We start from the raw sequence: 22736 nt of genomic DNA on the forward strand, positions 1-22736 counted from the left end.
CCGGCCTGGCCAGCCAACTCCTTCATGGTTTCCGTGACTGACCCCGGCGGAGTACGGCGCTGTGTACTGACTCCACTTCGCGTAAACAGCACATGAACGAGCCGGGACCGCCGCACCCGATCTGGCTCGATCCGTACGACCACGAGACGAAGAAGAGAGCCGGCAATGGACTTCCTTCGCCCCGCCAGCTGGCAGGAGGCGCTCGCCGCGAAGGCCGAGCACCCCACCGCTGTGCCGATTGCGGGTGGCACCGATGTGATGGTCGAGATCAACTTCGACCACCGCCGGCCCGAGTACCTGCTCGACCTCAACCGCGTCGGCGACCTCTTCGAGTGGGAGGTCGGCGAGGAGAGCGTACGGCTGGGCGCCTCCGTCCCGTACACCAGGATCATGGAGAACCTGCGGGCCGAGCTGCCGGGGCTCGCCCTCGCCTCGCACACGGTCGCCTCCCCGCAGATCCGCAACCGCGGCGGCGTCGGCGGCAACCTCGGCACCGCCTCCCCGGCCGGCGACGCCCACCCCGCCCTGCTGGCGGCCGGCGCCGAGGTCGAGGTCGAGTCGGTGCGCGGCAGCCGCCGCATCCCGATCGACGCGTTCTACACCGGCGTCAAGCGCAACGCCCTCGCCGCGGACGAGCTGATCAAATGGGTGCACATCAAGAAGGCCGGCGGGCCGCAGCAGTACTCGAAGGTCGGCACCCGCAACGCCATGGTCATCGCGGTGTGCGCCTTCGGCCTCGCCCTGCACCCCGCCACCCGCACGGTCCGCACCGGCATCGGCTCCGCCGCGCCCACCCCGGTGCGGGCGAAGGCCGCGGAGGAGTTCTTGAACGCGGCGCTCGAGGAGGGCGGCTTCTGGGACAACGGGAAGATCATCACCCCGTCCGTCGCCCAGCAGTTCGCCCGGCTGTGCTCCGGAGCCTGCAACCCGATCGACGACGTCCGGGGCACCGCGAGCTACCGCCGCCACGCGGTCGGCGTGATGGCCCGCCGCACGCTCACCTGGACCTGGGAGTCCTACCGCGGCGCCCGCCGCATCACCGAGGGAGCTGCGTAATGCGCGTCAACTTCACCGTCAACGGACGCCCGCAGGAGGCGGACGACGTCTGGGAGGGCGAGAGCCTGCTCTACGTCCTGCGCGAGCGCCTGGGCCTGCCCGGCTCCAAGAACGCCTGCGAGCAGGGTGAGTGCGGCTCCTGCACGGTCCGCCTGGACGGCGTGCCGGTCTGTTCCTGCCTGGTCGCGGCCGGGCAGGCCGAGGGCCGCGACGTCGTCACCGTCGAGGGCCTCGCGGACTTCGCCAAGCAGCGCGCCGGGCACGGCGGCTGTGCCTCCGGAGCCGGCGGTACGTCGCTGCAGGACGCCCAGGCGTGGGCGGCCAAGGGGCAGGACTCGCAGACCGGCGAGGGCGCGATCTCGCCGGACACGGCCCTCTCGCCGATCCAGCAGGCGTTCATCGACGCCGGGGCCGTCCAGTGCGGCTTCTGCACGCCGGGTCTGCTGGTCGCCGCCGACGAGATGCTGGAGCGCAACCCGGACCCGAGCGACGCGGACATCCGCGAGGCGCTCTCGGGCAACCTGTGCCGCTGCACCGGCTACGAGAAGATCATGGACGCGGTCCGCCTCGCGGCCGCCCGGCAGGGAGAGGCGGTCTGAGCCGGATGCCCACCAACGGAGCTCCCACCAGGATCACCCAGGGGTCGCAGACCAGGGGCGGCATCGGCGAGTCCACGCTCCGCCCGGACGGCACCCTGAAGGTCACCGGCGAGTTCGCGTACTCGTCCGACATGTGGCACGAGGACATGCTGTGGGGCCAGATCCTGCGTTCCACGGTCGCGCACGCCGAGATCGTCTCCATCGACACCGGCGAGGCGCTGGCCACGCCGGGCGTGTACGCCGTCATGACCTACGACGACCTGCCGACCGAGGTGAAGAACTACGGCCTGGAGATCCAGGACACCCCGGTCCTCGCGCACGGCAGGGTGCGCCACCACGGCGAGCCGGTCGCGATCGTGGCCGCCGACCACCCGGAGACCGCCCGCCGCGCGGCCGCCAAGATCAAGGTCGACTACCGCGAGCTGCCCGTCGTCACCGACGAGGCCTCCGCGACCGCGCCCGGCGCCGTGCTCCTCCACGAGGGCCGCGACGACCACCACAGCGGGCACGTCCCGCATCCGAACATCGTCCACCGCCAGCCGATCGTCCGCGGCGACGCGGACGACGCCGCGGGGCGGGCCGACGTGATCGTCCGGGGCGAGTACACCTTCGGCATGCAGGACCAGGCCTTCCTCGGTCCCGAGTCCGGCCTCGCGGTGCCGGAGGAGGACGGCGGCGTCCACCTCTACATCGCCACCCAGTGGCTCCACTCCGACCTGCGCCAGATCGCGCCCGTGCTCGGCCTGCCCGAGGACAAGGTGCGGATGACCCTGGCCGGCGTCGGCGGCGCGTTCGGCGGCCGCGAGGACCTGTCGATGCAGATCCACGCCTGCCTGCTCGCCCTGCGCACGGGCAAACCCGTCAAGATCGTCTACAACCGCTTCGAGTCCTTCTTCGGGCACGTCCACCGCCACCCCGCCAGGCTGCACTACGAGCACGGGGCCACGCGCGAGGGCAAGCTGACCCACATGAGGTGCCGGATCGTGCTGGACGGCGGCGCCTACGCCTCCGCCTCCCCGGCGGTCGTCGGCAACGCCGCGTCCCTGTCGGTCGGCCCGTACGTGATCGACGACGTCGACATCGAGGCCATCGCCCTCTACACCAACAACCCGCCCTGCGGCGCGATGCGCGGCTTCGGCGCGGTCCAGGCGTGCTTCGCCTACGAGGCGCAGATGGACAAGCTGGCGAAGGAGCTGGGCATGGACCCGGTGGAGTTCCGGCAGCTGAACGCCATGGAACAGGGCACCATCATGCCGACCGGGCAGCCGGTCGACTCCCCGGCCCCGGTCGCCGAACTGCTGCGCCGCGTCAAGGCGATGCCCCTGCCGCCGGAGCGCCAGTGGGAGTCCAGCGAGGGCGCCGACGTACGGCAGCTGCCCGGCGGTCTGTCCAACACCACCCACGGCGAGGGCGTCGTACGCGGCGTCGGCTACGCGGTCGGCATCAAGAACGTCGGCTTCTCCGAGGGCTTCGACGACTACTCCACCGCCAAGGTGCGCCTGGAGGCCGTCGCCGGGGAGCCCGTCGCCACCGTCCACACCGCGATGGCGGAGGTCGGCCAGGGCGGCGTCACCGTCCACGCGCAGATCGCCCGCACCGAGCTGGGCGTCGCGCAGGTGACCATCCGCCCCGCCGACACCCAGGTGGGCTCCGCCGGTTCGACCTCGGCCTCCCGGCAGACGTACGTCACCGGCGGCGCCGTGAAGAACGCCTGCGAGCTCGTCCGCGAGCGGGTCCTGGAGATCGGCCGGCGCAGGTTCGGCACGTACCACCCCGCCTGGGCCACCGCCGAACTGCTCCTGGAGGGCGGCAAGGTGGTCACCGACGGCGGCGAGGTCCTCGCCGACCTGGTGGACGTGCTGGAGGGCGAGGCCGTCGAGGTCGAACAGGAGTGGCGGCACCGCCCGACCGAGCCCTTCGACCTGCGCACCGGCCAGGGCAACGGCCATGTGCAGTACTCCTTCGCCGCGCACCGCGCCGTCGTGGAGGTCGACACCGAGCTCGGCCTGGTCAAGGTCATCGAGCTGGCCTGCGCCCAGGACGTCGGCAAGGCGCTCAACCCGCTCTCCGTGGTCGGCCAGATCCAGGGCGGCACCACCCAGGGCCTGGGCGTGGCGGTGATGGAGGAGATCATCGTCGACCCGAAGACGGCGAAGGTCCGCAACCCCTCCTTCACCGACTACCTGATCCCCACGATCCTCGACACGCCGACCATCCCCGTCGACGTGCTCGAACTCGCCGACGACCACGCCCCGTACGGGCTGCGCGGCATCGGTGAGGCACCGACCCTGTCGTCGACCCCGGCCGTCCTCGCGGCGATCCGCGACGCGACCGGGCTCGAGCTGAACAGGACTCCGGTCCGGCCGGAGCACCTCACCGGGACCTGACCCACCCGACCCCACGGGGGTCGCACCGGTGAGCCGTCCGGGGGCCCCGTCCCCCGGACCCCCCCTTGTCCGTCTCGGGCCGTCCCCCGGGTCGTGCACATCCCAAACCCCGCGATCCGCCGCAGGCGATCCGCGGGTGCCCCTATGAACCTTGGGAGACGGCACCATGGCCCAGCAGTCACTGGAGCCCAGGACCACCGCCGACGACGCGGGTGCGGGAACCCGCGTCCCGGCCGGCAGGTCCTGGCTCGACCGGTACTTTCACATATCCCAGCGCGGATCCTCGCTCGCACGAGAAGTGCGCGGCGGCGTCACCACCTTCATGGCGATGGCGTACATCCTGCTGCTCAACCCCCTGATCCTGTCCGGCAAGGACGCGGCCGGGGACACGCTCGGCCAGAAGGCCCTCATCACGGCGACCGCCTTCGCCGCGGCCTTCACCACGCTGCTCATGGGCTTCGTCGGCAAGGTGCCGCTCGCCCTCGCCGCGGGTCTGTCCGTCTCCGGCGTGCTGTCCTCGCAGGTGGCCCCGCAGATGACCTGGCCGCAGGCCATGGGCATGTGCGTGATGTACGGCGTCGTCATCATGCTGCTGGTCGTCACCGGCCTGCGCGAGATGATCATGAACGCGATCCCGCTCGCCCTCAAGCACGCGATCACCATGGGCATCGGCCTGTTCATCGCCCTGATCGGCCTGGTGAAGGCCGGGTTCGTGCACCAGGGCAAGGCTACCCCGGTCACCCTCGGCGCGACCGGCGAACTCGCGGGCTGGCCGGTGCTGCTCTTCGCCGTCACCCTGCTCGCGATCTTCATGCTGCTGGCGCGCGATGTGCCCGGCGCGATCCTGATCGGCATCCTCGGCGGCACCGTGGCCGCCGTCGTGCTCAACGCGACCGGGGTCGTCGACCCCAGGCAGTGGGCGAGCGGCGCTCCCGAACTGCACGGCAGCGCGGTGTCCATGCCGGACTTCTCGCTCTTCGGGAAGGTGGAGTTCGGCGGCTGGGGCGGCGTCGGCGCGATGACCGTCGGCATGATCGTCTTCACCCTCGTGCTCGCCGGCTTCTTCGACGCCATGGCCACCATCATCGGCGTCGGCACCGAGGCCGAGCTGGCCGACGACCAGGGCCGGATGCCGGGCCTGTCCAAGGCGCTGTTCATCGACGGCGCGGGCGGCGCGGTCGGCGGTGTGGCGGGCGCGTCCGGCCAGACGGTGTTCGTCGAGTCCGCGACCGGCGTCGGCGAGGGAGCCCGTACGGGCCTGTCCTCCGTGGTCACCGGCCTGTTCTTCGCGGCCTGTCTGTTCTTCACCCCGCTGACGGCGATCGTCCCCGGCGAGGTCGCGGCCGCGGCCCTGGTGGTGATCGGCGCCATGATGATGATGAACGCCCGCCACGTGGACTGGGCCGACCGCGCCACCGCGATCCCGGTCTTCCTGACCGTCGTGATCATGCCGTTCACGTACTCCATCACCGCCGGTGTCGCGGCCGGGGTCGTCTCCTACGCCGCCATCAAGATCGCCCAGAACAGGGCGCGGGAGATCGGCGCCTTCATGTGGGGCCTGACGGCGGTCTTCCTGATCTACTTCGCCCTCCATCCGATCGAGAGCTGGATGGGCGTGCGCTGAGCGCTGCGCCGGACGTACGGCGCCGGGCCGTCGTCCGTCCGCGGCGCCCGCCCCCAGCCCTTCGCAGCGACCCCGTGAGGAGACCGAGACATGCTGGACATCGCCGAGGAGCTGAACCGGTGGGCCGGGCAGGGACGCGACTTCGCCGTGGCCACCGTGGTGGCCGTCGGCGGCAGCGCACCCCGCCGGCCCGGCGCCGCCCTCGCGGTGGACGTCGACGGCACGGCGATCGGCTCGGTCTCCGGGGGCTGCGTGGAGGGGGCCGTGTACGAGCTGTGCCGACAGGCCCTGCGGGACGGCGAAACCGTCCTCGAGCGGTTCGGCTACAGCGACGAGGACGCCTTCGCCGTGGGCCTGACCTGCGGCGGCGTCATCGACATCCTCGTCACGCCGGTACGGGCCGCAGACCCCGCCCGCCCGGCGGTCGAGTCCGCGCTCGGCGCCGCCGCCCAGGGCCGGGCGGCGGCGCTGGCGCGGATCGTGCGGGGCCCGGCCGGACTGCTCGGCCGGGCGCTCGCGGTGCGCCCCGACGGCTCCCGCGAGGGCGGCTTCGGCGCCCACCCCGGACTGGACCGCACGGTGGCGGCGGAGGCCGGGGCCTTCCTGGACACCGGGCGCACCGGCACCCTGGAGATCGGCGCGGAGGGCTCGCGCTGCGGCGCCCCGCTCACGATCCTCGTCGAGTCCTCCGTCCCCCCGCCGCGGATGATCGTCTTCGGTGCGATCGACTTCGCGGCGGCGCTGGTCCGCGTCGGCAAGTTCCTGGGCCATCACGTCACGGTGTGTGACGCGCGCCCGGTGTTCGCGACGAGGGCACGCTTCCCTGACGCGGACGAGGTCGTCATCGAGTGGCCCCACACGTACCTGGAGCGGACGCCGGTGGACGGCCGCACCGTCCTGTGCGTCCTCACCCACGACGCCAAGTTCGACGTACCGCTGCTGGAGCTGGCCCTGCGCCTGCCCGTCGCCTACGTCGGCGCGATGGGCTCCCGCCGCACCCACCTGGACCGCGGCGAACGCCTCCGCGAGGCCGGCCTCACCGAGGCGGAGATGGCCCGCCTGCGATCCCCGATCGGCCTCGACCTCGGCGCCCGCACCCCCGAGGAGACGGCCCTCTCGATCGCCGCCGAGATCGTCGCCGACCGCCGCGGCGGCACGGGCGTCCCCCTCACCGGTGCCCACACGCCGATCCACCACGACGACACGCCGGTGCCGGCCGGGCGGATCGGGTCGGTGGCCTGAGCGGGCCGGCCGCGCCGCCGCCCGATGCCACTGCGCCGCCGCCCGGGTCCGAAGGGGCGGCACCCCCTTGCCTCGACCCGTGCCTCCCGCCGGCGACCGGCTCCTTCCGCGCGGGTCTCCCGCGCCATCGTGCGCCGCGCCCGCGGCGGCACCCGGGTCCTCCCGGCGGGCACCGCCTGGCCGTGCGGAGGTACGCGCTCCTGGGACACGGCTTTGGGCAACAATGGTCGTGGGCCGATAGTGTCCCCTCATCGCGCCGTGCCGGCGCGGTGGAGGCAGGGGAGGAGGGATCTCCGATGACGCAGTGGGAGCGCGACGAACGACTCGCGCGGGCCTTCCTGGAACTGGCCGACACCATGGTGGAGGGCTTCTACCTGGTCGATTTCCTGCACGTGCTGACCGACCACATGATCGAGCTGCTGGACGTGACGGCGATCGGCGTCGTCATGGTCGACGCCCAGGAACGCCTGGTGGACGTGACCGCCTCCACTCACGCCGCGCATCAGCTGGAAGAGGTCCAGGTCGAGTTCGACGAGGGCCCGTGCAAGGACAGCTGCAGCGGCCATGAGCAGATCGGCCCGGTGGACCTCGCCCCGCCCGCGACCGCCGAGCGCTGGCCGCGCTTCACCCCGGCCGCCCGCGCGGCCGGCTTCGCCGTCGTCGCCGCGCTGCCGCTGCGCCTGCGCGAGGAGGTCATCGGGGCGGTGAACGTCTTCCACGAGAGCCGGTCAGGGCTGCACCCGGCCGGCCTGCGCCTGGGACAGGCCCTGGCGGACGCGGCGACCATCGGCATCCTGCACCAGCGCCTCTCCCAGGACCAGGCGGAACGGGTCGGCCAGCTGCAGACCGCGCTCAACAGCAGGATCGTGATCGAACAGGCGAAGGGCGCTCTGGGGGCGCGGCTGAACGTCACGCCCGAGGCCGCCTTCGAGCGGCTGCGCGCGTACGCCCGCGCCCGCCGCACGTCACTGACCCGGCTGTGCCGGCTCGTCATAGAGGGCCAGGTGACCGCGGACGAGTTCGCCGCGCCCCCCACCCCGCCGCCGCACGCCTGACGGTCTGTCCGTATCCTTCACGGTCCCTGCCCGCAGTCGGCGCCACCGGCCGCCCGACGCGCTCACCAAGGAGCCCCGCGGTGCTCGCAGACGTCCCCGACATCCCCGCGCTGCTGGCCGCCGCCGCCCAGGGCGGCAAGGGCCTCAGCGCGCTCCGGCCCGCCCTCTGCGCGGCCGCGATCGGTCTCGACGGACTGACCATCGCCCTGCTGGACCGGTCCGGCCTCGAACTGATCTGGTACGACCCGGCCGACACCACCGGCATCTCCTTCGAGGACCTGCAGTACACCCTCGGCGAGGGGCCCACCCTGGACGCGGTCCGCACCGGCGAGACCGTGCTCGTCCCCGACCTGCAGGCCGTGCCCGAACAGCGCTGGCCCGCCCTGCTGCCCGCCACCCGCGACCGGCTCCCGGGCGCCGTGCACGCCGTGCCCCTCGACCTCGGTGCCATCCGGCTGGGCGCTCTCACCGGTCACCGCGCCACCCCCGGCCCGCTCACCCGCCACCAGATGAGCGGCCTCCTCGCGCTCGCCGAGGGCGCCACCGCGATCCTCACCACGCCCGACGGCACGCACGACATGGGCAGCGACGACCCGCTGCCCCTGCACCGGGCCCTCATCCACCAGGCGACGGGCGCCCTGACCGTCCTGCTCGACATCCCCATCGACCAGGCCCTCGCCCGGCTGCGCGCCTACGCCTTCACCCACAACCGCCCCCTCTTGGACGTCGCGCACGACGTCGTCCACCACCAGTCCCGCCTGGACGACGACCCCCCGCACTGACCCGCCGTCGCAGGCGAGGGGCCGGCATCGGGCCGGCAGGGCGTCAGGCCGTCCTGAGCAGCCGGTTCACCGCTCTGCCGAACATGGAGCGGGCCGCCGCGCCGAGCAGCGGGTCGAGAAGGCGGGGGAGGAAGCCGACGGCGAGTTCCTCGCGCCAGACCACCCTGCTCCGGCCGCCCGGCCCCGGACGGACCTCGATCTCGGCCCAGCCGGTGACGACCCGCCCCCGCTTCTCCAGCCGGCACAGGCCCGCCGCGGCGTCCGTGGGCGGGCGCCAGACCGTCACCTCCATGGGGTCCTCGAAGGCCAGGGGCCAGATTCCCGAACGGGTCACGACCAGCGTGCCGACATCGGTCGGCGCCGGCGGGACCACGGTCACCCGGGTCAGGGGGATCACGTCGCCGTGGCGGCGCCACTGGGTGAGGCGGCGCCACGCCTCGTCGAGGGGGAGCGGTGCCGTGCGTTCGAGAAGGAAGTTGACCACATGACGAATCGTAGGCAATCCGCGCTGCTCACTGGGCTGTTCAGCGGTGCGTCACGCACGTGGACCAGTGGCCCGGGCGCGGCACGGCACGGACGGGACGCCGGATTCCGGACGGTACGCGACCGTTTTCCCGTCCCCGCTCAGGCGGTGCGGTACAGGTGGTCCATCACCGAGACGGTCTCGGAGGCGCTGCCGACCTGCAGCGGTGACGTACGGAAGCGGCCGCCCACCACCACGGTGGGTTCCTCGACCACCTGGTAGCGCTCCCGGAGCGCGGGCGCCGCCTCGACAGCGGCGTCAACGGCCTTCGAGCGGTAGGCCCTTCGTACCGCGCCCACGTCGAGTCCCCGCTCGGCCGCCCAGGCCAGGACGCGCTTCTCGGAGGTGAGGTCCTGGTGCCGGTCGCGTACGGCACGGAAGACCGGGAGCGCCTCCCGCTCCGCGAGGCCGAGCCGGTCCAGGGTGTAGTACAGGCGGGCGTAGGCGAGTTGGTCGGGCCGGTCGGGCCAGGCCGCGGGCACGCGCACCACCTTGACCCGCGGATGCTGCCGTGCGGCCCAGGTCTCCAGCGGCTTCTCGAACGCGTAGGAGTCGGGGCAGTCGTACCAGAACACCTCCACCACCTGGTGGGCGTCCACACCGGCGACCGGGTGCTTGAGGCGGAAGTACTGCGTTCCCTCCTTCGGGTCGCCGGAGGAGGCCCCGAGCAGGCAGGTCAGCACGGCGGTGAGCGCCAGCAGGCGCATCGTCTTCTTCATGGCGGTCACCCTGGCGCCCCGCTTCCCGGCGCGCCCCGCCGACACACGCGCGGTTCCCCCGATCGGCCGCCCGCGGCGGGCGCCGGGCGGCGGCCGTCAGAGCCAGTCCCGCCGCTTGAAGATCACGTAGAGGCCGAAGCAGACCACGCCCATCAGGCCGAGTGCGAAGGGGTAGCCGAAGCCCCAGCCCAGCTCCGGCATGTGCCGGAAGTTCATCCCGTAGATCGTGCCCACCAGCGTCGGCGCGAACAGGATCGCCGCCCAGGACGAGATCCTCTTGATCTCCTCGTTCTGCTCGAACCCCGCCTGCGCGAGCGCCCGCATCTCCGCGTTCTGCTGCTGGGTGACCAGCGTCGCGTTCACCGTGAGGATGTCCGTGAGGGCCTGGCGGAAGCCGTCGACGCGTTCGCTGGTGTGCGTGACGTGGTCGGCGACGTCCCGCAGATGACGCTGGAGCTCCTCGTCGGTGCCGTACTTGGAGAACCCGGCGATCAGGCCGTGCAGCATGCCGACCAGAGGGCGGGTGGCGCGCTGGAACTCGACCATCTCGCGGGAGAGTTCGTAGATCCGGCGGGAGACCTCGGGATCGCCGCGGAAGACCTCGGTCTCGATCTCGTCGATGTCGTTCTGCACGCCCGCGACGACCGGCGCGTACCCGTCGACGACGGCGTCGAGGATGGCGTACAGGACCGCCTCCGGCCCCAGCTTCAGCAGCTCCGGGGAGTCCTCCATACGGCGGCGGACCGCGGACAGGTCTGGGGCGGGGCCGTGCCGGACGGTGATGACGAAGTCGGGGCCCACGAACACGTGCAGCTCGCCGAAGTCGACCTCCTCCGGGGCGTCGAGGTAGCGGGCGGCGCGCAGCACGACGAAGAGCGTGTCGCCGTAGCGCTCCAGTTTCGGGCGCTGGTGGGCCTCCATCGCGTCCTCGACCGCCAGCGGGTGCAGCCCGAACTCGGCGGCCAGGGACAGCAGTTCAGCCTCGGTGGGGCGGGCGAGGCCGATCCAGGCCATGCCGGAGGGCCGGTCGCGCAGCTCGCGGTAGGTGTCGGCGAGGGTGGCGGGCGAGGAGACACGGACGCCGTCGCGGTACAGCGCCGCCCGGACCACGCCCCCGGCCTCCGCCGGTTCCCCGGAGGCCGGCTCGGCCGCGGGCTCCGGCGTCCCCGACGACGGTGGCGGCGGGGCCGGCGCGCGGCGCCAGACGGACCTGCGGGTGCTCCTCGCCTCCGGACGGGCGCGTCGCTCGGACATGCGGTTGCCTCCCGGTTCCTGCTCGCGGCCGGCGTGATCCCGGGCAGGATATCCGGGACGGATGACGGCGGGACGGCCCGCGGTCGCGGGGCCCGGTGAGCGTCGCGGCGCGCGGGGTCCGCGAGCGGGCCGGGGGAGGGGCGGTGCGGGCAGGGGGCGCGGGCGACCGGGCGGCCGGCCGGGACGTGCCGCGGATTGCCGTCGGCCCGTCGCGGCACTGAGCGGGTCCGGCGGAGTCGGCTGCCGTCCGGCCGCGCCCGAAGGGGCGCGGGAACCGCGCGACCGGCCACGGCGGCGCCGCGGACGGACGACGACCCGGCGCCGTACACCCAGCGGAGCGGTTAGCGTGCGGAGCATGACGAAGCGGAGCACGACGCAGCGAACCGCCCCGAAGACCACGACCGCGACGAGCCCCGTGCTCAGCACCCGCGACCTCAACCGCGCCACGCTGCGACGGCAGCTGCTGCTGGGCCGGTCGCCGCTGGACGCGAAGGCGGCGGTCGGACATCTCCTCGGGCTCCAGGCGCAGAACGTCAAGCCGCCGTACTACGCGCTCGCCGCCCGTCTCGACGGCTTCCGCCCCGAGGAGCTGTCGGCGCTGATGGCGGACCGCGAGGTCGTCCGCATCGTCACCATGCGCTCGACCATCCACACCCACACCGCCGCCGACTGCCTCACCCTGCGCCCGCTCGTCCAGCCGGCCCGCGACCGCGAACTGACCGGCTTCCGCAAGGGACTCGCCGGTGTCGACCTCGGCCGGCTCGCCACGCTCGCCCGCGAGCTGGTGGAGGCCGAGCCGCGCACCATGAAGGAGCTGCGCGAGGCCCTGCTGGCCGAGTGGCCCGACGCCGACCCGCAGTCCCTCGCCGTCGCCGCCCGTTGCACGCTCCCGCTGGTCCAGGTCACCCCGCGCGGGCTGTGGGGCAGAAGCGGCCGGGTCGCCCTGACCACCGCCGAGCACTGGCTGGGCCGCCCCGCCGAAGCGGCCCCGGCTCCCGACGCCACCGTCCTGCGCTACCTCGCCGCCTTCGGTCCGGCTTCCGTGAAGGACATGCAGACCTGGGCCGGGCTGACCCGGCTGCGCGAGGTCTTCGAGCGGCTGCGCCCGCGGCTCGTCACCTTCCGCGACAGCAACGGCGTCGAGCTCTTCGACCTCCCCGACGCGCCCCGCCCGGACGCCGGCACGCCCGCACCGCCCCGCTTCCTGCCCGAGTTCGACAACCTGCTCCTCTCGCACGCCGACCGTACCCGGGTCGTCCCCGCCGAGTACCGGGGCCGCAGCTGGGTGGGCAACGTCGTGCACCGCACCTTCCTCGTCGACGGTTTCCTGGCCGGGGTGTGGAAGCTGACGGAGGACGCGCTCGTCATCGAGCCCTTCGGCACGCTCGGCGGGCGCGATCGGGAGGAGCTGGTGCGGGAGGGCGAACGGATGCTCGCGACCATGCACCCGGAGGAGTCCCACGGCATCCGGTTCGGGACCGTGATCCCGTGAGCACCGCGTACCGGGACCGGGGCCCGTCAGTCGGCGCGGCCCGTCACGGCCACCGTCAGCCCCAGCCCGATCATCGTGAAGCCAAGGGGGTGGTGTTCTTCGCCGCCGTGCTCCCCCAGTTCGTCGACCACCCGGCGGGCCACGTCCCTGTGCAGATGCTGCTGCTCGGCCTGGTCCCGATCTCGATCGGCCTGGTCACCGACGCCCTCTGGGGTCTGACGGCGTCGGCGGCGCGCGCCTGGTTCGCCCGCTCCGACCGCCGCACGCCGTCCAGCACGGTCCGCAGATCACCGCGCGCCGGCCCGGCCGGCCGGTCGATGGCCGACGCCCTCAGCTGTCCGCGGTGGCGGAAGGCGTGCACGCCCAGGTACACGAGGTAGGCCGCACCGGCCAGCTTCACCGCCAGGTGGACCGTCACCGACCGCTCCACCAGCGCGCCGATGCCGACCGCGACGGCCACCACCAGCAGATAGGAGCCGAAGACGTTGCCGATCGCCGTCGCCACGGCGGTGCGGCGGCCGTGGGCCAGGGCCCGGCCGATGACGAACAGCACGCTCGGGCCCGGGATCACGATGACCAGCAGGGACATCGCGGCGAAGGCGAGGAGACGGTCCGTGGAGACCATGCGCATCACTCCCATCCGGGCGCTCATTGAAGCAGGGCCCGCCGGCTCCCCTCCAGAGCCGGGTCCACGGAACGTGGAAACGCGGAAACCGAACGTGGAAAGGGAACGCGGAAACGGAACGTGGAAAGGGGGCGCTGCGGGCAGCTCGTGGTAGCCCGCAACGCCCCCTTGTCTCTCACCTGAGGGGTGCTCAGTCCTGCCGGGTCATGAGCGGATCTGCTCGGTGACCAGGTCGGAGAAGGTGGTCAGCCGGGTGTAGACACCCGGGTAACCGGCCTCCGCGCACCCTTCGCCCCAGGAAGTGATCCCTGCCAGGACGCCCCCGATGAGCAGGGGACCGCCGCTGTCGCCCTGGCAGGTGTCTACGCCGCCGGAGGAGTATCCGGCGCAGAACATGTCGGACTGGACGAAGTCCGAACCGTAGGAGCTCTTGCAGCCTGAGTCGGCCACGACGGGGACGGTCGCGGTCCGCAGCTGGTCGGAGGAGCTGCCGTTCTCCGAGGTGGTGCCCCATCCGAGGATGCGGGCGGTGGTGCCGGCCGCGTACACCGAGGTGTCCGCGGCCGTGACGTACTCCGCCGCCGGGTACGGCATGGCCTTCGCGAGCGTCAGGACGGCCACGTCGTCGCCCTTGGTGGCGTCCGTGTAGCCGGGGTCCACCCAGATCCCGCTGACCTTGCCGACGGTTCCGTTCGTGCCGTCGAGGTAGGTGCGGCCGCCGACGACGCGGACGGCGCCGGGGGTCTCGCCGGCCATGCAGTGGGCGGCCGTGACCACCTTGGTGGCCGAGACGAGGGTGCCGCCGCAGAACTGCCGCTGCGAGGCGTCGGTGATCTGCATGACGAACGGATAGGCCGTTGTGGTGGTGGTCGTGCCGCCCACGATGGGCTGGGGCGCGGCTGCCGCGGACGGCGCGCCGAGCAGTGCGGTGGCGGCCGCCGCTGCGGTCGCCGCCACGAGCGCGGCTGCCTGTCTGGCACGGGTGAGCCCGAACATGAGTCTCCTCAGCGGGTGTTGCCGGTGGGGGGTCGCGCGGGTGGGGGCGTAGCACGGGGGCCGCGGGACCGACCCCCGTATGCCCGGGCGAGCGGCACGTCCATCACGCTAGGACCCCGAACCCCGGGCTCCCAATGAGGGAACCCCCTAGGGGGTGGGGTGAGGGAAAACCCTCGGTCGGCCTCAGTTAACCCGGCGCGCCGTCACTTCGCGCGCCGTGCGGCCGCCAAACGGACGATGTCCACGCGCGAGCGGATCCCCAGCTTGCGGTAGACCCGGGTCAGCGTCGCCTCGACGGTCTTGACGCTGATGAACAACCGGGCGGCGATCTCCCGGTTGGTGGCCCCCTCCATGACGAGCGCGGCCACCTGGCGTTCCATCGACGCGAGACCTTCCAGACCCTCCGACGCGGCGGCGGGGGCGATCGGTTCCACCCGGCTCGCCGCTGCGGCCGCCTCCACCTGCCGCAGCCAGGGCAGCGCCCGGCAGCGGCGGAACAGCCGGGCCGCCTCGTCGTAGGGGGTGTCCTCCCGGCCCGTCTCCGGGACGCCGGGGCCGGTGGCGGGAGCGCGCTCGTGCTCGCGGGCCTCCGCGCGCTCGTGCTCGCGCCACCCGCGGGCCCCCGCGGCGAAGCCGGGCCGGCCGGGGCGCAGCGACGCCAGCGCGAACGCCGCCCGTGCCTCCTCCAGGCCGTACCCCAGTTTGGCGAGCCGGTCCTGTGCCGACGTCAGCTGGGCGAGCGCGGCCTCGTGCTCCCCGCGCGCGGCCTTCACCAGCGCCTCGGCCCGGTCCAGCACCCCCAGCACGCTCTCCCGCCCGAGCCGCAGCGCGTGGGCGCGCGCCACGTCGACCAGGTGCTGCGCCTCGTCGGGCTCACCGGTCCGTACGAGGGCTTCGGCGAGGTCGCCGTGCCAGCGGCCGCGGGCCGGGTCGGTGATGCCGAACCCGCGCTCCAGCTCCCGCACCCGGCGCAGTGAGCGGACGGCGCCCCTGGCGTCCCCCGCGACCAGCTGGGCGTGCCCGAGCGCGGTCAGCCCGCGCGACACGTACATCTGGTCGCCGGCCTGCTCGGCGTGCTCCACCGCCTCCCGTGCCAGCGCCAGCGCCCGCTGCGGGTCGCCGCCCGAGGCCTCGGTCAGGGAGGCGAGCACGGCGGAGGGGATCTCGCCGACCCCGGAGTCACGGGCCAGCCGCATGCTCTCCCGGGCCAGGTCGAGGGCGCGGCCGCAGTGCCCGGAGCGCAGCTCGGTCTCGGCGAGCAGCCGCACGAAGTGCACCTCGCTCTCGACCATGCCGCGCCGCCGCGCCTCGCGCAGCAGCGCGTTGACGGTGGCGCGGGCCTCGGGCAGCTGATCGCTCATGATCAGCCAGCGGAAGCGGGTCGCGCCCACCCCGTTGTGATGGCAGGCCACCTGCGGGTCCTGGGGTTCCTTCAGGGCGCGCTTGATGGTCGCGGGGGCGTCCGGATGGCCCATCAGGGTCTCCGTCTGCGCCTGGAGGGCGAGCGCGAGGAGTTCGGTGCGGCGGTCGCCGGCCCGGGCGGCGAGCTCCGCCGCGTGCGCGGCCTCCTCCCGGCCCTCGGCGAAGTCGCCCTCCACGACCAGTCCGCGCCAGGCCAGCTGGTAGTGGACCAGGGCGAGCAGCCGCGGGTCGTCGCCGGCGTCGGCGAGGGCCTGCGGATAGGCCGTGTCGACGTCGCCGAGGGCCTGCCCGGCCGCCTCGATCACCACCATCCAGGCCCGGACCCGGTCCGCGGGCGCGGTGGCCCGGGTCAGCACGTCGCGGGCGATGTCCCGGGCGAGGTCCGCCTCGCCGGCGGTGATCGCGTCCTCGGCGGCCTGGAGCCGGCGCTCGTCCGGGCCCGGCTCGTGGCCGGCGGGGGTGTGCCGGGCGGCGAGCAGTCCGAGCGACGCGGCGACCGAGGGCGCCCCGCGGTCCCGGGCCAGCGCCGCGGCCTCGGCGAGGCGGGCCGCGGCCTCCGGATCGGTGCCGGTGGTCGCGAGGGCGAGGTGACGGGCGCGCTCGATCGGGTCGGAGGCCGCCGTGGACAGCGCCGCGTGCGCGGCGCGCCGCTCCTGCGCGGGCGCCTCCGCGTACAGGGCGGCCGAGACCAGCGGGTGCGCGAACCGTACGGCGGGGCCCTCCGGCTCCGTCGCCAGCAGCCCGAGTTCGGCGGCCTGGACGGTCTCGGCCTCGGCGTCGTCCCGGCCGGCCGCGTGCAGCAGGGCCAGGGTGGGCCGGGCGCCGGCGCTCGCCACCAGGAGCGTGCGGCGGGCCTCGGCGGACAGCAGGTCGAGGCGGTTGAGGACGAGGGTGCGCAGCGAGGTGGGCACCGGCAGCGGCTCGCCGGGCCGGGGCGGGGTGGGGTTCTCGGCCAGGGCGCGGCCCAGTTCCAGGGCGAAGAGCGGGTTGCCGCCGCTGGTGCGGTGGATGTCGCGGACCGTGGAGCGGGGCAGGCCGGTGTAGCCGCGGTGGTCCAGGAGCGCGGAGACCTGGCCGCGCGTGAGCGCCCCGAGCCGGACGGCGAGGGTGTCGGGCGGCGCGGCGCGCAGGTGGCGGTCGTACTCCTGGCCCTCGGTGCGCACCGCGCACAGCAGCTGCACCGGGGCGTCGCCGAGGCGGCGGACGGCGAAGCCGAGGAGTTCCGCGCTCGCCGAGTCCAGCCACTGCAGGTCGTCGGCGACGAGCAGGACCGGGCCCTCGGCGGCCAGGGCGCGCAGGACGGAGAGCACGGCCAGGCGCAGGGCGAGGCCGTCGCGCTGGAGGGTGGACTCGCCGCGGCCGGTGAGCGCCGACTCCAGGGCCGTGCGCTGGGCGGGCGGGAGCTTGCCGGACACCTCCTCGGCGACCAGCCCGAACAGGTCCGCGAGGGCCAGGAACGGGAGATGGGATTCGGACTCGGTCGCCGAGCAGCGCAACACCGTACGGGTCGCCGTCCCGTATTCGGTGGCCAATGCCCGCAGAGCGGTCGACTTTCCTATTCCGGCGGGGCCGTGGAGCAGGACACTGCCGCCGCGGGCGAGCTGCTCACGCGCCGCCCTCAGCAGCTCCTCCCTGCCGATGACCAGGTCGGGGCGGCGACGGGCAGGCTCCTTGAAGTCCCCTCGCACGGTCCGCTCCCCTCCACGTGTCGTGTCCCCACCAAATTCTAGGCAATGTCTCTTTGAAATCCCGGCGGACGGGGCGGTGAGGGACATAACAATGGTGCAGCATGGGGAAATTCAGAACCCGGCCGCAGGAATAGATGACCTTGGCGCGCGCGGTGGCCCCAGACTACGGCAGCAGCCCGGTACGGCGTGCCGCGGCGACCGCCTCCCCCCGCGTGTGCGCGCCCAGTTTGCGCATGGCCGAGCGCAGGTAGCTCTTCACCGTCTCCGGGCGCAGCCCCAGCCGCTCCGAGGTGACGGCGTTCGTGGCGCCGGCCGCCACGCAGGCGAGCACGTCCAGCTCGCGGGGGGCCAGCCGCACCGCCGGGCCGGCCACCTCCGGTGTCAGCAGCTCGCACGCGTCGAGCAGTTCCGCGCGCAGCGCCGGGTCCGCGATCCGCGGCGCCAGCGCCCGCAGCGCCGCGTGCGCCTCGCGCACCTGCTCCCAGGCCGCGCCCGCGGAGGCGTCCGGCGCCTGCCCGGCGCGGGCGGCCGCCGCCAGGCTCCGGGCCTCGTCCCCGACGGCCAGCGCCTGCTCCACGTCCCGCGCCACCACCATCGCCGCGTCCAGCACGCGGTCGCCGAGCGGCCGGGGGGTGCGCAGGGCGCCGTAGAGCACACCGCGCACCCGGCGCCGTACCACCACCGGCACCGCGAGGATGGAGTGCAGGCCCTCCGTGGCGACGGGGATGTCGTACTCGTGGCTGATCTGCGGCGACGCGCGGTAGTCCGTGACGGCGCACGGCCGGGCGAGGGCGACCGCCCGGCCGCCCAGGCCGTTGCCGGAGCTCACCGGGAGGCCGCTCAGCGCGAGCGTGGCCGCGCCGTTGAGCTCGCTGATGCGCACCTGGTGGCGGCCCGCCTCCACCAGCCCGCCGAAGGCGACCGGGAGCCCGGTGGCGCGCCGCAGCCGTACCAGGGCGTTGCGTATCTCGACCGCTCCGGCCGGGTCTGCTGTCACCTGTTCTGCCCTTTCCTGCAGCACACACCCCCGTTCGGGGGTAGTGAGACCTGCATCACGGATTACACGATGGCAGAGAGCCGCCCGGCAATGGTCCGGCACGAGGAGGACACATGACGACCGCGACGGAGCTCTTCCGCAGCGCGCGGGACTTCCTGCTGGAGCACCGCGAGGACTACGCGAAGGCCTACGAGGGGTTCAGCTGGCCCCGGCCCGAGCACTTCAACTGGGCGCTCGACTGGTTCGACGTCATCGCCGAGGGCAACGACCGGACCGCCCTGCACATCGTCGAGGAGGACGGCAGCGAGGTGCGGGTCTCCTTCGCGGAGATGGCCGAGCGCTCGGACCGGGTGGCCAACTGGCTGCGCGACCGGGGCGTCGGGGCCGAGGACCGGGTCCTCGTCATGCTCGGCAACCAGGTCGAGCTGTGGGAGACCGCGCTGGCCGCGATGAAGCTGCGCGCCGTGGTCATCCCGGCCACCCCGCTGCTCGGCCCGGTCGACCTGCGCGACCGCGTCGAGCGGGGCCGCGTCCGGCACGTCGTGGTGCGGGCCGAGGACACCGCCAAGTTCGACGACGTCCCCGGCGCCTACACCCGCATCAGCGTCGGCGGGCTGCCCGCGGACGGCTGGGAGCCGTACGAGGACGCGTACGCCGTCGCGCCCGCCGAGTTCCTGCCGGACGGCCCGACGCTCTCCGACGACCCGCTGATGCTGTACTTCACCTCGGGCACCACCGCCCGCCCCAAGCTGGTCGAGCACACCCACACCTCGTACCCGATCGGCCACCTGGCCACCATGTACTGGATCGGCCTCAAGCCCGGCGACGTGCACCTCAACATCTCCTCGCCCGGCTGGGCCAAGCACGCCTGGTCCAACCTCTTCGCGCCCTGGAACGCCGAGGCGACCGTCTTCATCCACAACTACACGCGCTTCGACGCGGCCCGCCTGCTGGCCGAGATGGACCGCGCGGGCGTCACCACCTTCTGCGCCCCGCCGACCGTCTGGCGCATGCTCATCCAGGCCGACCTCACCCGGCTGCGCGGCAAGCCGCGCGAGGCCGTCGCCGCCGGGGAGCCGCTGAACCCCGAGGTCATCGAGCAGGTGCGGCGCGCCTGGGGCGTGACCGTCCGGGACGGCTTCGGGCAGACGGAGACGGCCGTGCAGGTCGCCAACAGCCCCGGCCAGCCGCTGAAGACCGGGTCCATGGGGCGGCCGAGCCCGGGGTACAGGGTCGAGCTGCTGGACCCCGTGACGGGCGCGCCCGGCGCCACGGAGGGCGAGATCTCCCTCGACCTGTCGGCCCGCCCCGCCGGCCTGATGACGGGCTACCACGGCGACCCGGAGCGCACCGCGGAGGCGATGGCCGGCGGCTACTACCGCACCGGCGACATCGGCGCCCGGGACGCCGAGGGCTACATCACCTACGTCGGCCGCAGCGACGACGTCTTCAAGGCCTCCGACTACAAGATCAGCCCCTTCGAGCTGGAGAGCGCGCTGCTGGAGCACGAGGCGGTGGCGGAGGCGGCCGTCGTGCCCGCCCCGGACGAGGTGCGCCTCGCCGTCCCCAAGGCCTACGTGGTGCTGGCCGAGGGCTGGCAGCCGGGCCCCGGCACCGCGAAGGTGATCTTCGAGCACTCCCGCGAGGTGCTCGCCCCGTACAAGCGCATCCGCCGGCTGGAGTTCGCGGCGCTACCCAAGACCGTCTCCGGCAAGATCCGCCGCGTCGAGCTGCGCGAGGCGACCGCCGCCGGTTCGGACCAGGAGTACCGCGAGGAGGACTTCCGGTGAGTGAGCTGTCGTACGCGCACGGGACGAGCGGCACCGTCCTGCTCGGGGACACCATCGGCGCCAACCTGGACCGGGCCGTGGCGGCCTGGCCCGACCGCGAGGTGCTCGTCGACGTGCCGTCGGGGCGGCGCTGGACGTACGCCGGATTCGGCGCGGACGTCGAGCGGCTGGCGCGGGCGCTGCGGGCGAGCGGGGTCGCCAAGGGGGACCGGGTGGGCATCTGGGCGGTCAACTGCCCGGAGTGGGTCCTGGTCCAGTACGCCACCGCCCGTATCGGCGCCGTCATGGTGAACATCAACCCGGCCTACCGCACCCACGAGGTCGAGTACGTCCTGAACCAGTCGGGCGTCTCGCTGCTGTTCGCCTCGCTCAGCCACAAGGGCAGCGACTACCGGGCGATGGTCGGCGACGTGCGCGGCCGCTGCCCGGAGCTGCGCGAGGTGGTGTACATCGGCGACCCGGGCTGGGAGGCGCTGCTCGCCCGGGCCACGCCGGAGGCGGCGTACGAGGCGCTGTCCTGCGACGACCCCATCAACATCCAGTACACCTCGGGCACGACGGGCTTCCCCAAGGGGGCCACCCTCTCCCACCACAACATCCTCAACAACGGCTACTTCGTGGGTGAGCTGGTCGGCTACACCGAGCAGGACCGGATCTGCGTGCCGGTGCCCTTCTACCACTGCTTCGGCATGGTGATGTGCAACCTCGCCGCCACCTCGCACGGCGCCTGCATCGTCATCCCGGCCCCCTCGTTCGAGCCGAAGGCCACCCTCGACGCGGTCCAGCAGGAGCGCTGCACCTCGCTGTACGGCGTGCCGACGATGTTCATCGCGGAGCTCGGCCTCCCCGGCTTCGCGGGCTACGACCTCACCTCCCTGCGCACCGGGATCATGGCGGGCTCGCCCTGCCCGGTGGAGGTGATGAAGCGGGTGGTCGCCGAGATGCACATGGAGGAGGTCTCCATCTGCTACGGCATGACCGAGACCTCCCCGGTCTCCCTGCAGACCCGGATGGACGACGACCTGGAGCACCGCACCGGCACGGTCGGCCGGGTGCTGCCGCACATCGAGGTCAAGGTCGTCGACCCGGCCACCGGGGTGACCCGGCCGCGCGGCAGCGCGGGCGAGCTGTGCACCCGCGGCTACAGCGTGATGCTCGGCTACTGGAACGAGCCCGAGAAGACCGCCGAGGCCGTCGACGCCGGCCGCTGGATGCACACCGGCGACCTGGCGACGATGCGCGAGGACGGCTACGTCGAGATCGTCGGCCGCATCAAGGACATGATCATCCGTGGCGGCGAGAACATCTACCCGCGGGAGATCGAGGAGTTCCTCTACGGCCACCCGAAGATCAGGGACGTCCAGGTCGTGGGCGTGCCGCACGAACGCTACGGCGAGGAGGTCCTCGCCTGCGTCATCCCCCGCGACCCGGCCGACCCGCCGACCCTGGACGACGTGCGCGCCTACTGCGCGGGCCGGCTGGCCCACTACAAGGTCCCGAGCCTGCTCGAGGTCCTGGAGGACTTCCCGATGACCGTGTCGGGCAAGGTGCGCAAGGTGGAGCTGCGGGAGAGGTACGGGGACTGAAGTCCCGCCCGTGTCCGGGCGGTTCGCCTCCGTGACGCCACCGGTGCTCAGACGCCGGTGGCGTCCAGTTCGTCCGCCGGGCCGTTCACCGGCTGCGGGGTGCCCGTGAGGTCCAGGACGAACAGGGGGATGCCGAGGGCGTCGGCGCGGGTGCGGGCCTCGGAGGCGTAGCCGGTCAGGGAGAAGTAGACGCAGTTCGCCGACTCCGTCATGGCGGTCAGCCACAGGCACTCCACGTCCCGCGGGGAGGCCGGGTAGGCGGTCGGGTCGACCTGGGCCACCAGGCCGCGGGCGGCGATGCCGATGCCGGAGGGGGGCCGCTGGTCGGCGCGGCGGATGTCCCGGTAGCCGAGCCAGCGCAGATACACGGCGGTGGCCGTCACCGCGTCGCGGGCGGTGTGGATGGTGACGGGCCGGAAGGGGGAGCGGCGTCCCCCGCGGGGCCCGGAGGGCGTGGCCGCCGCGGTCGCGGCCTCGCCCTCCGCCGTCGGCACGCGCAGCAGCGTGCCGCACGGGCAGCCCAGCTCCGGGCGCGGCCACTGGTTCCCGCGGCCGCAGCCGGCGCACCGCAGGGTGACCCAGCCGTCCTCCCAGCTCTCGTACGTGACGGCCGTCGCGCTCCCGTGCCGGTCGAGCGAGGGCGCGACACGGGCGCCGCACACACAGGGATACGACGGCGCCGTGTACAGGTGCTCGCGCCGGCAGGCCGGACAGCGGACCGGGACGCTCTCGGACATGACCCTCATCGTCCTCCTGCGGACGCCTGCTTGTCCCTCTCTTGACTGCCTTCCTCACCCCTCCTACATTGATTCCAGATAGTAGAAATATGTTTCCGCAATGCGGAAGACAGAGTGAAGCCGACACGGAAGAGCCACCGCGGGGCGCGACGGGCGTGCGAA

The 22736-nt window shown here is 73.5% G+C and carries 17 protein-coding genes and 1 pseudogene; 10 read left to right on the top strand and 8 right to left on the bottom strand.

The genetic code is table 11. The annotated features are described in order from the left end of the window. The first annotated feature begins 165 nt into the window (after positions 1-165). From ACJ9NR_RS30440 to ACJ9NR_RS30470, 7 genes are all read left to right on the top strand, one after another. On the top strand, positions 166-1056 hold the full coding sequence (locus ACJ9NR_RS30440) for an FAD binding domain-containing protein (protein WP_412491526.1): 891 nt from the start codon (positions 166-168) through the stop codon (positions 1054-1056). Continuing rightward, positions 1056-1655 (top strand): (2Fe-2S)-binding protein, encoded by a 600-nt coding sequence (locus ACJ9NR_RS30445; RefSeq protein WP_412491525.1) that lies wholly within the window; start codon positions 1056-1058, stop codon positions 1653-1655. The genes ACJ9NR_RS30440 and ACJ9NR_RS30445 overlap by 1 nt, the downstream gene beginning before the upstream one ends. Before the next feature lie 5 nt (positions 1656-1660). Further along, entirely contained in the window at positions 1661-4042 is a 2382-nt protein-coding gene (locus ACJ9NR_RS30450) for a xanthine dehydrogenase family protein molybdopterin-binding subunit (RefSeq protein ID WP_412491524.1), read from the top strand. 166 nt (positions 4043-4208) lie between these two features. Further along, positions 4209-5666 (top strand): NCS2 family permease, encoded by a 1458-nt coding sequence (locus ACJ9NR_RS30455; protein WP_412491523.1) that lies wholly within the window; start codon positions 4209-4211, stop codon positions 5664-5666. 90 nt (positions 5667-5756) lie between these two features. Continuing rightward, the gene (locus tag ACJ9NR_RS30460; RefSeq protein WP_412491522.1) at positions 5757-6908 is read left to right on the top strand and encodes an XdhC family protein; all 1152 of its coding nucleotides are present in this window, start codon (positions 5757-5759) and stop codon (positions 6906-6908) included. 296 nt (positions 6909-7204) lie between these two features. Then, entirely contained in the window at positions 7205-7963 is a 759-nt protein-coding gene (locus tag ACJ9NR_RS30465; RefSeq protein WP_412491521.1) for an ANTAR domain-containing protein, read from the top strand. A gap of 80 nt (positions 7964-8043) precedes the next feature. After that, the gene (locus ACJ9NR_RS30470) at positions 8044-8745 is read left to right on the top strand and encodes a GAF and ANTAR domain-containing protein (RefSeq protein ID WP_412491520.1); all 702 of its coding nucleotides are present in this window, start codon (positions 8044-8046) and stop codon (positions 8743-8745) included. Positions 8746-8788: 43 nt separating this feature from the next. On the opposite strand, the gene ACJ9NR_RS30475 is transcribed toward ACJ9NR_RS30470, so the two are convergent. From ACJ9NR_RS30475 to ACJ9NR_RS30485, 3 genes are all read right to left on the bottom strand, one after another. Beyond that, entirely contained in the window at positions 8789-9229 is a 441-nt protein-coding gene (locus ACJ9NR_RS30475) for an SRPBCC family protein (protein WP_412491519.1), read from the bottom strand. Positions 9230-9369: 140 nt separating this feature from the next. Beyond that, positions 9370-9987, bottom strand: a complete 618-nt coding sequence (locus ACJ9NR_RS30480) for a thiol:disulfide interchange protein DsbA/DsbL (protein WP_412491518.1) — start codon at positions 9985-9987, stop codon at positions 9370-9372. Between the two features lie 96 nt (positions 9988-10083). After that, positions 10084-11241: a magnesium and cobalt transport protein CorA gene (locus ACJ9NR_RS30485; protein ID WP_412491517.1), complete on the bottom strand. Its 1158-nt coding sequence runs from the start codon at positions 11239-11241 to the stop codon at positions 10084-10086. 355 nt (positions 11242-11596) lie between these two features. Between ACJ9NR_RS30485 and ACJ9NR_RS30490 the strand changes: the two genes are divergently transcribed. After that, complete coding sequence (locus ACJ9NR_RS30490) at positions 11597-12733, top strand: winged helix DNA-binding domain-containing protein (RefSeq protein WP_412491516.1); 1137 nt, start codon at positions 11597-11599, stop codon at positions 12731-12733. A gap of 26 nt (positions 12734-12759) precedes the next feature. On the opposite strand, the pseudogene ACJ9NR_RS30495 reads toward ACJ9NR_RS30490, so the two are convergent. The 4 genes and pseudogenes from ACJ9NR_RS30495 to ACJ9NR_RS30510 form a co-directional block, all read right to left on the bottom strand. Then, positions 12760-13358: pseudogene (locus ACJ9NR_RS30495) on the bottom strand (LysE family translocator). 204 nt (positions 13359-13562) lie between these two features. After that, positions 13563-14354: a S1 family peptidase gene (locus ACJ9NR_RS30500; protein ID WP_412491515.1), complete on the bottom strand. Its 792-nt coding sequence runs from the start codon at positions 14352-14354 to the stop codon at positions 13563-13565. A 203-nt stretch (positions 14355-14557) separates the two neighbouring features. Further along, positions 14558-17464, bottom strand: coding sequence for an AAA family ATPase (locus tag ACJ9NR_RS30505; protein ID WP_412491514.1), 2907 nt, complete (start codon positions 17462-17464; stop codon positions 14558-14560). 163 nt (positions 17465-17627) lie between these two features. After that, positions 17628-18461, bottom strand: coding sequence for a response regulator transcription factor (locus tag ACJ9NR_RS30510; protein WP_412491513.1), 834 nt, complete (start codon positions 18459-18461; stop codon positions 17628-17630). 113 nt (positions 18462-18574) lie between these two features. Here ACJ9NR_RS30510 and ACJ9NR_RS30515 point away from each other — a divergent pair, with 113 nt between their 5' ends. Together ACJ9NR_RS30515 and ACJ9NR_RS30520 are read left to right on the top strand one after the other, a co-directional pair. Then, on the top strand, positions 18575-20251 hold the full coding sequence (locus ACJ9NR_RS30515; protein WP_412491512.1) for an AMP-binding protein: 1677 nt from the start codon (positions 18575-18577) through the stop codon (positions 20249-20251). Then, positions 20248-21837 (top strand): AMP-binding protein, encoded by a 1590-nt coding sequence (locus tag ACJ9NR_RS30520; protein ID WP_412491511.1) that lies wholly within the window; start codon positions 20248-20250, stop codon positions 21835-21837. The genes ACJ9NR_RS30515 and ACJ9NR_RS30520 overlap by 4 nt, the downstream gene beginning before the upstream one ends. A gap of 47 nt (positions 21838-21884) precedes the next feature. Here ACJ9NR_RS30520 and ACJ9NR_RS30525 read toward each other — a convergent pair whose 3' ends face one another. Further along, positions 21885-22583 carry a hypothetical protein gene (locus tag ACJ9NR_RS30525; RefSeq protein WP_412491510.1) on the bottom strand — a complete coding sequence of 233 codons (699 nt, stop codon included), beginning with the start codon at positions 22581-22583 and terminating at the stop codon, positions 21885-21887. Positions 22584-22736: the final 153 nt, after the last annotated feature.

The sequence above is a fragment of the Streptomyces sediminimaris genome (genome assembly GCF_047049295.1).
GTDB lineage: Bacteria > Actinomycetota > Actinomycetes > Streptomycetales > Streptomycetaceae > Streptomyces > Streptomyces sediminimaris.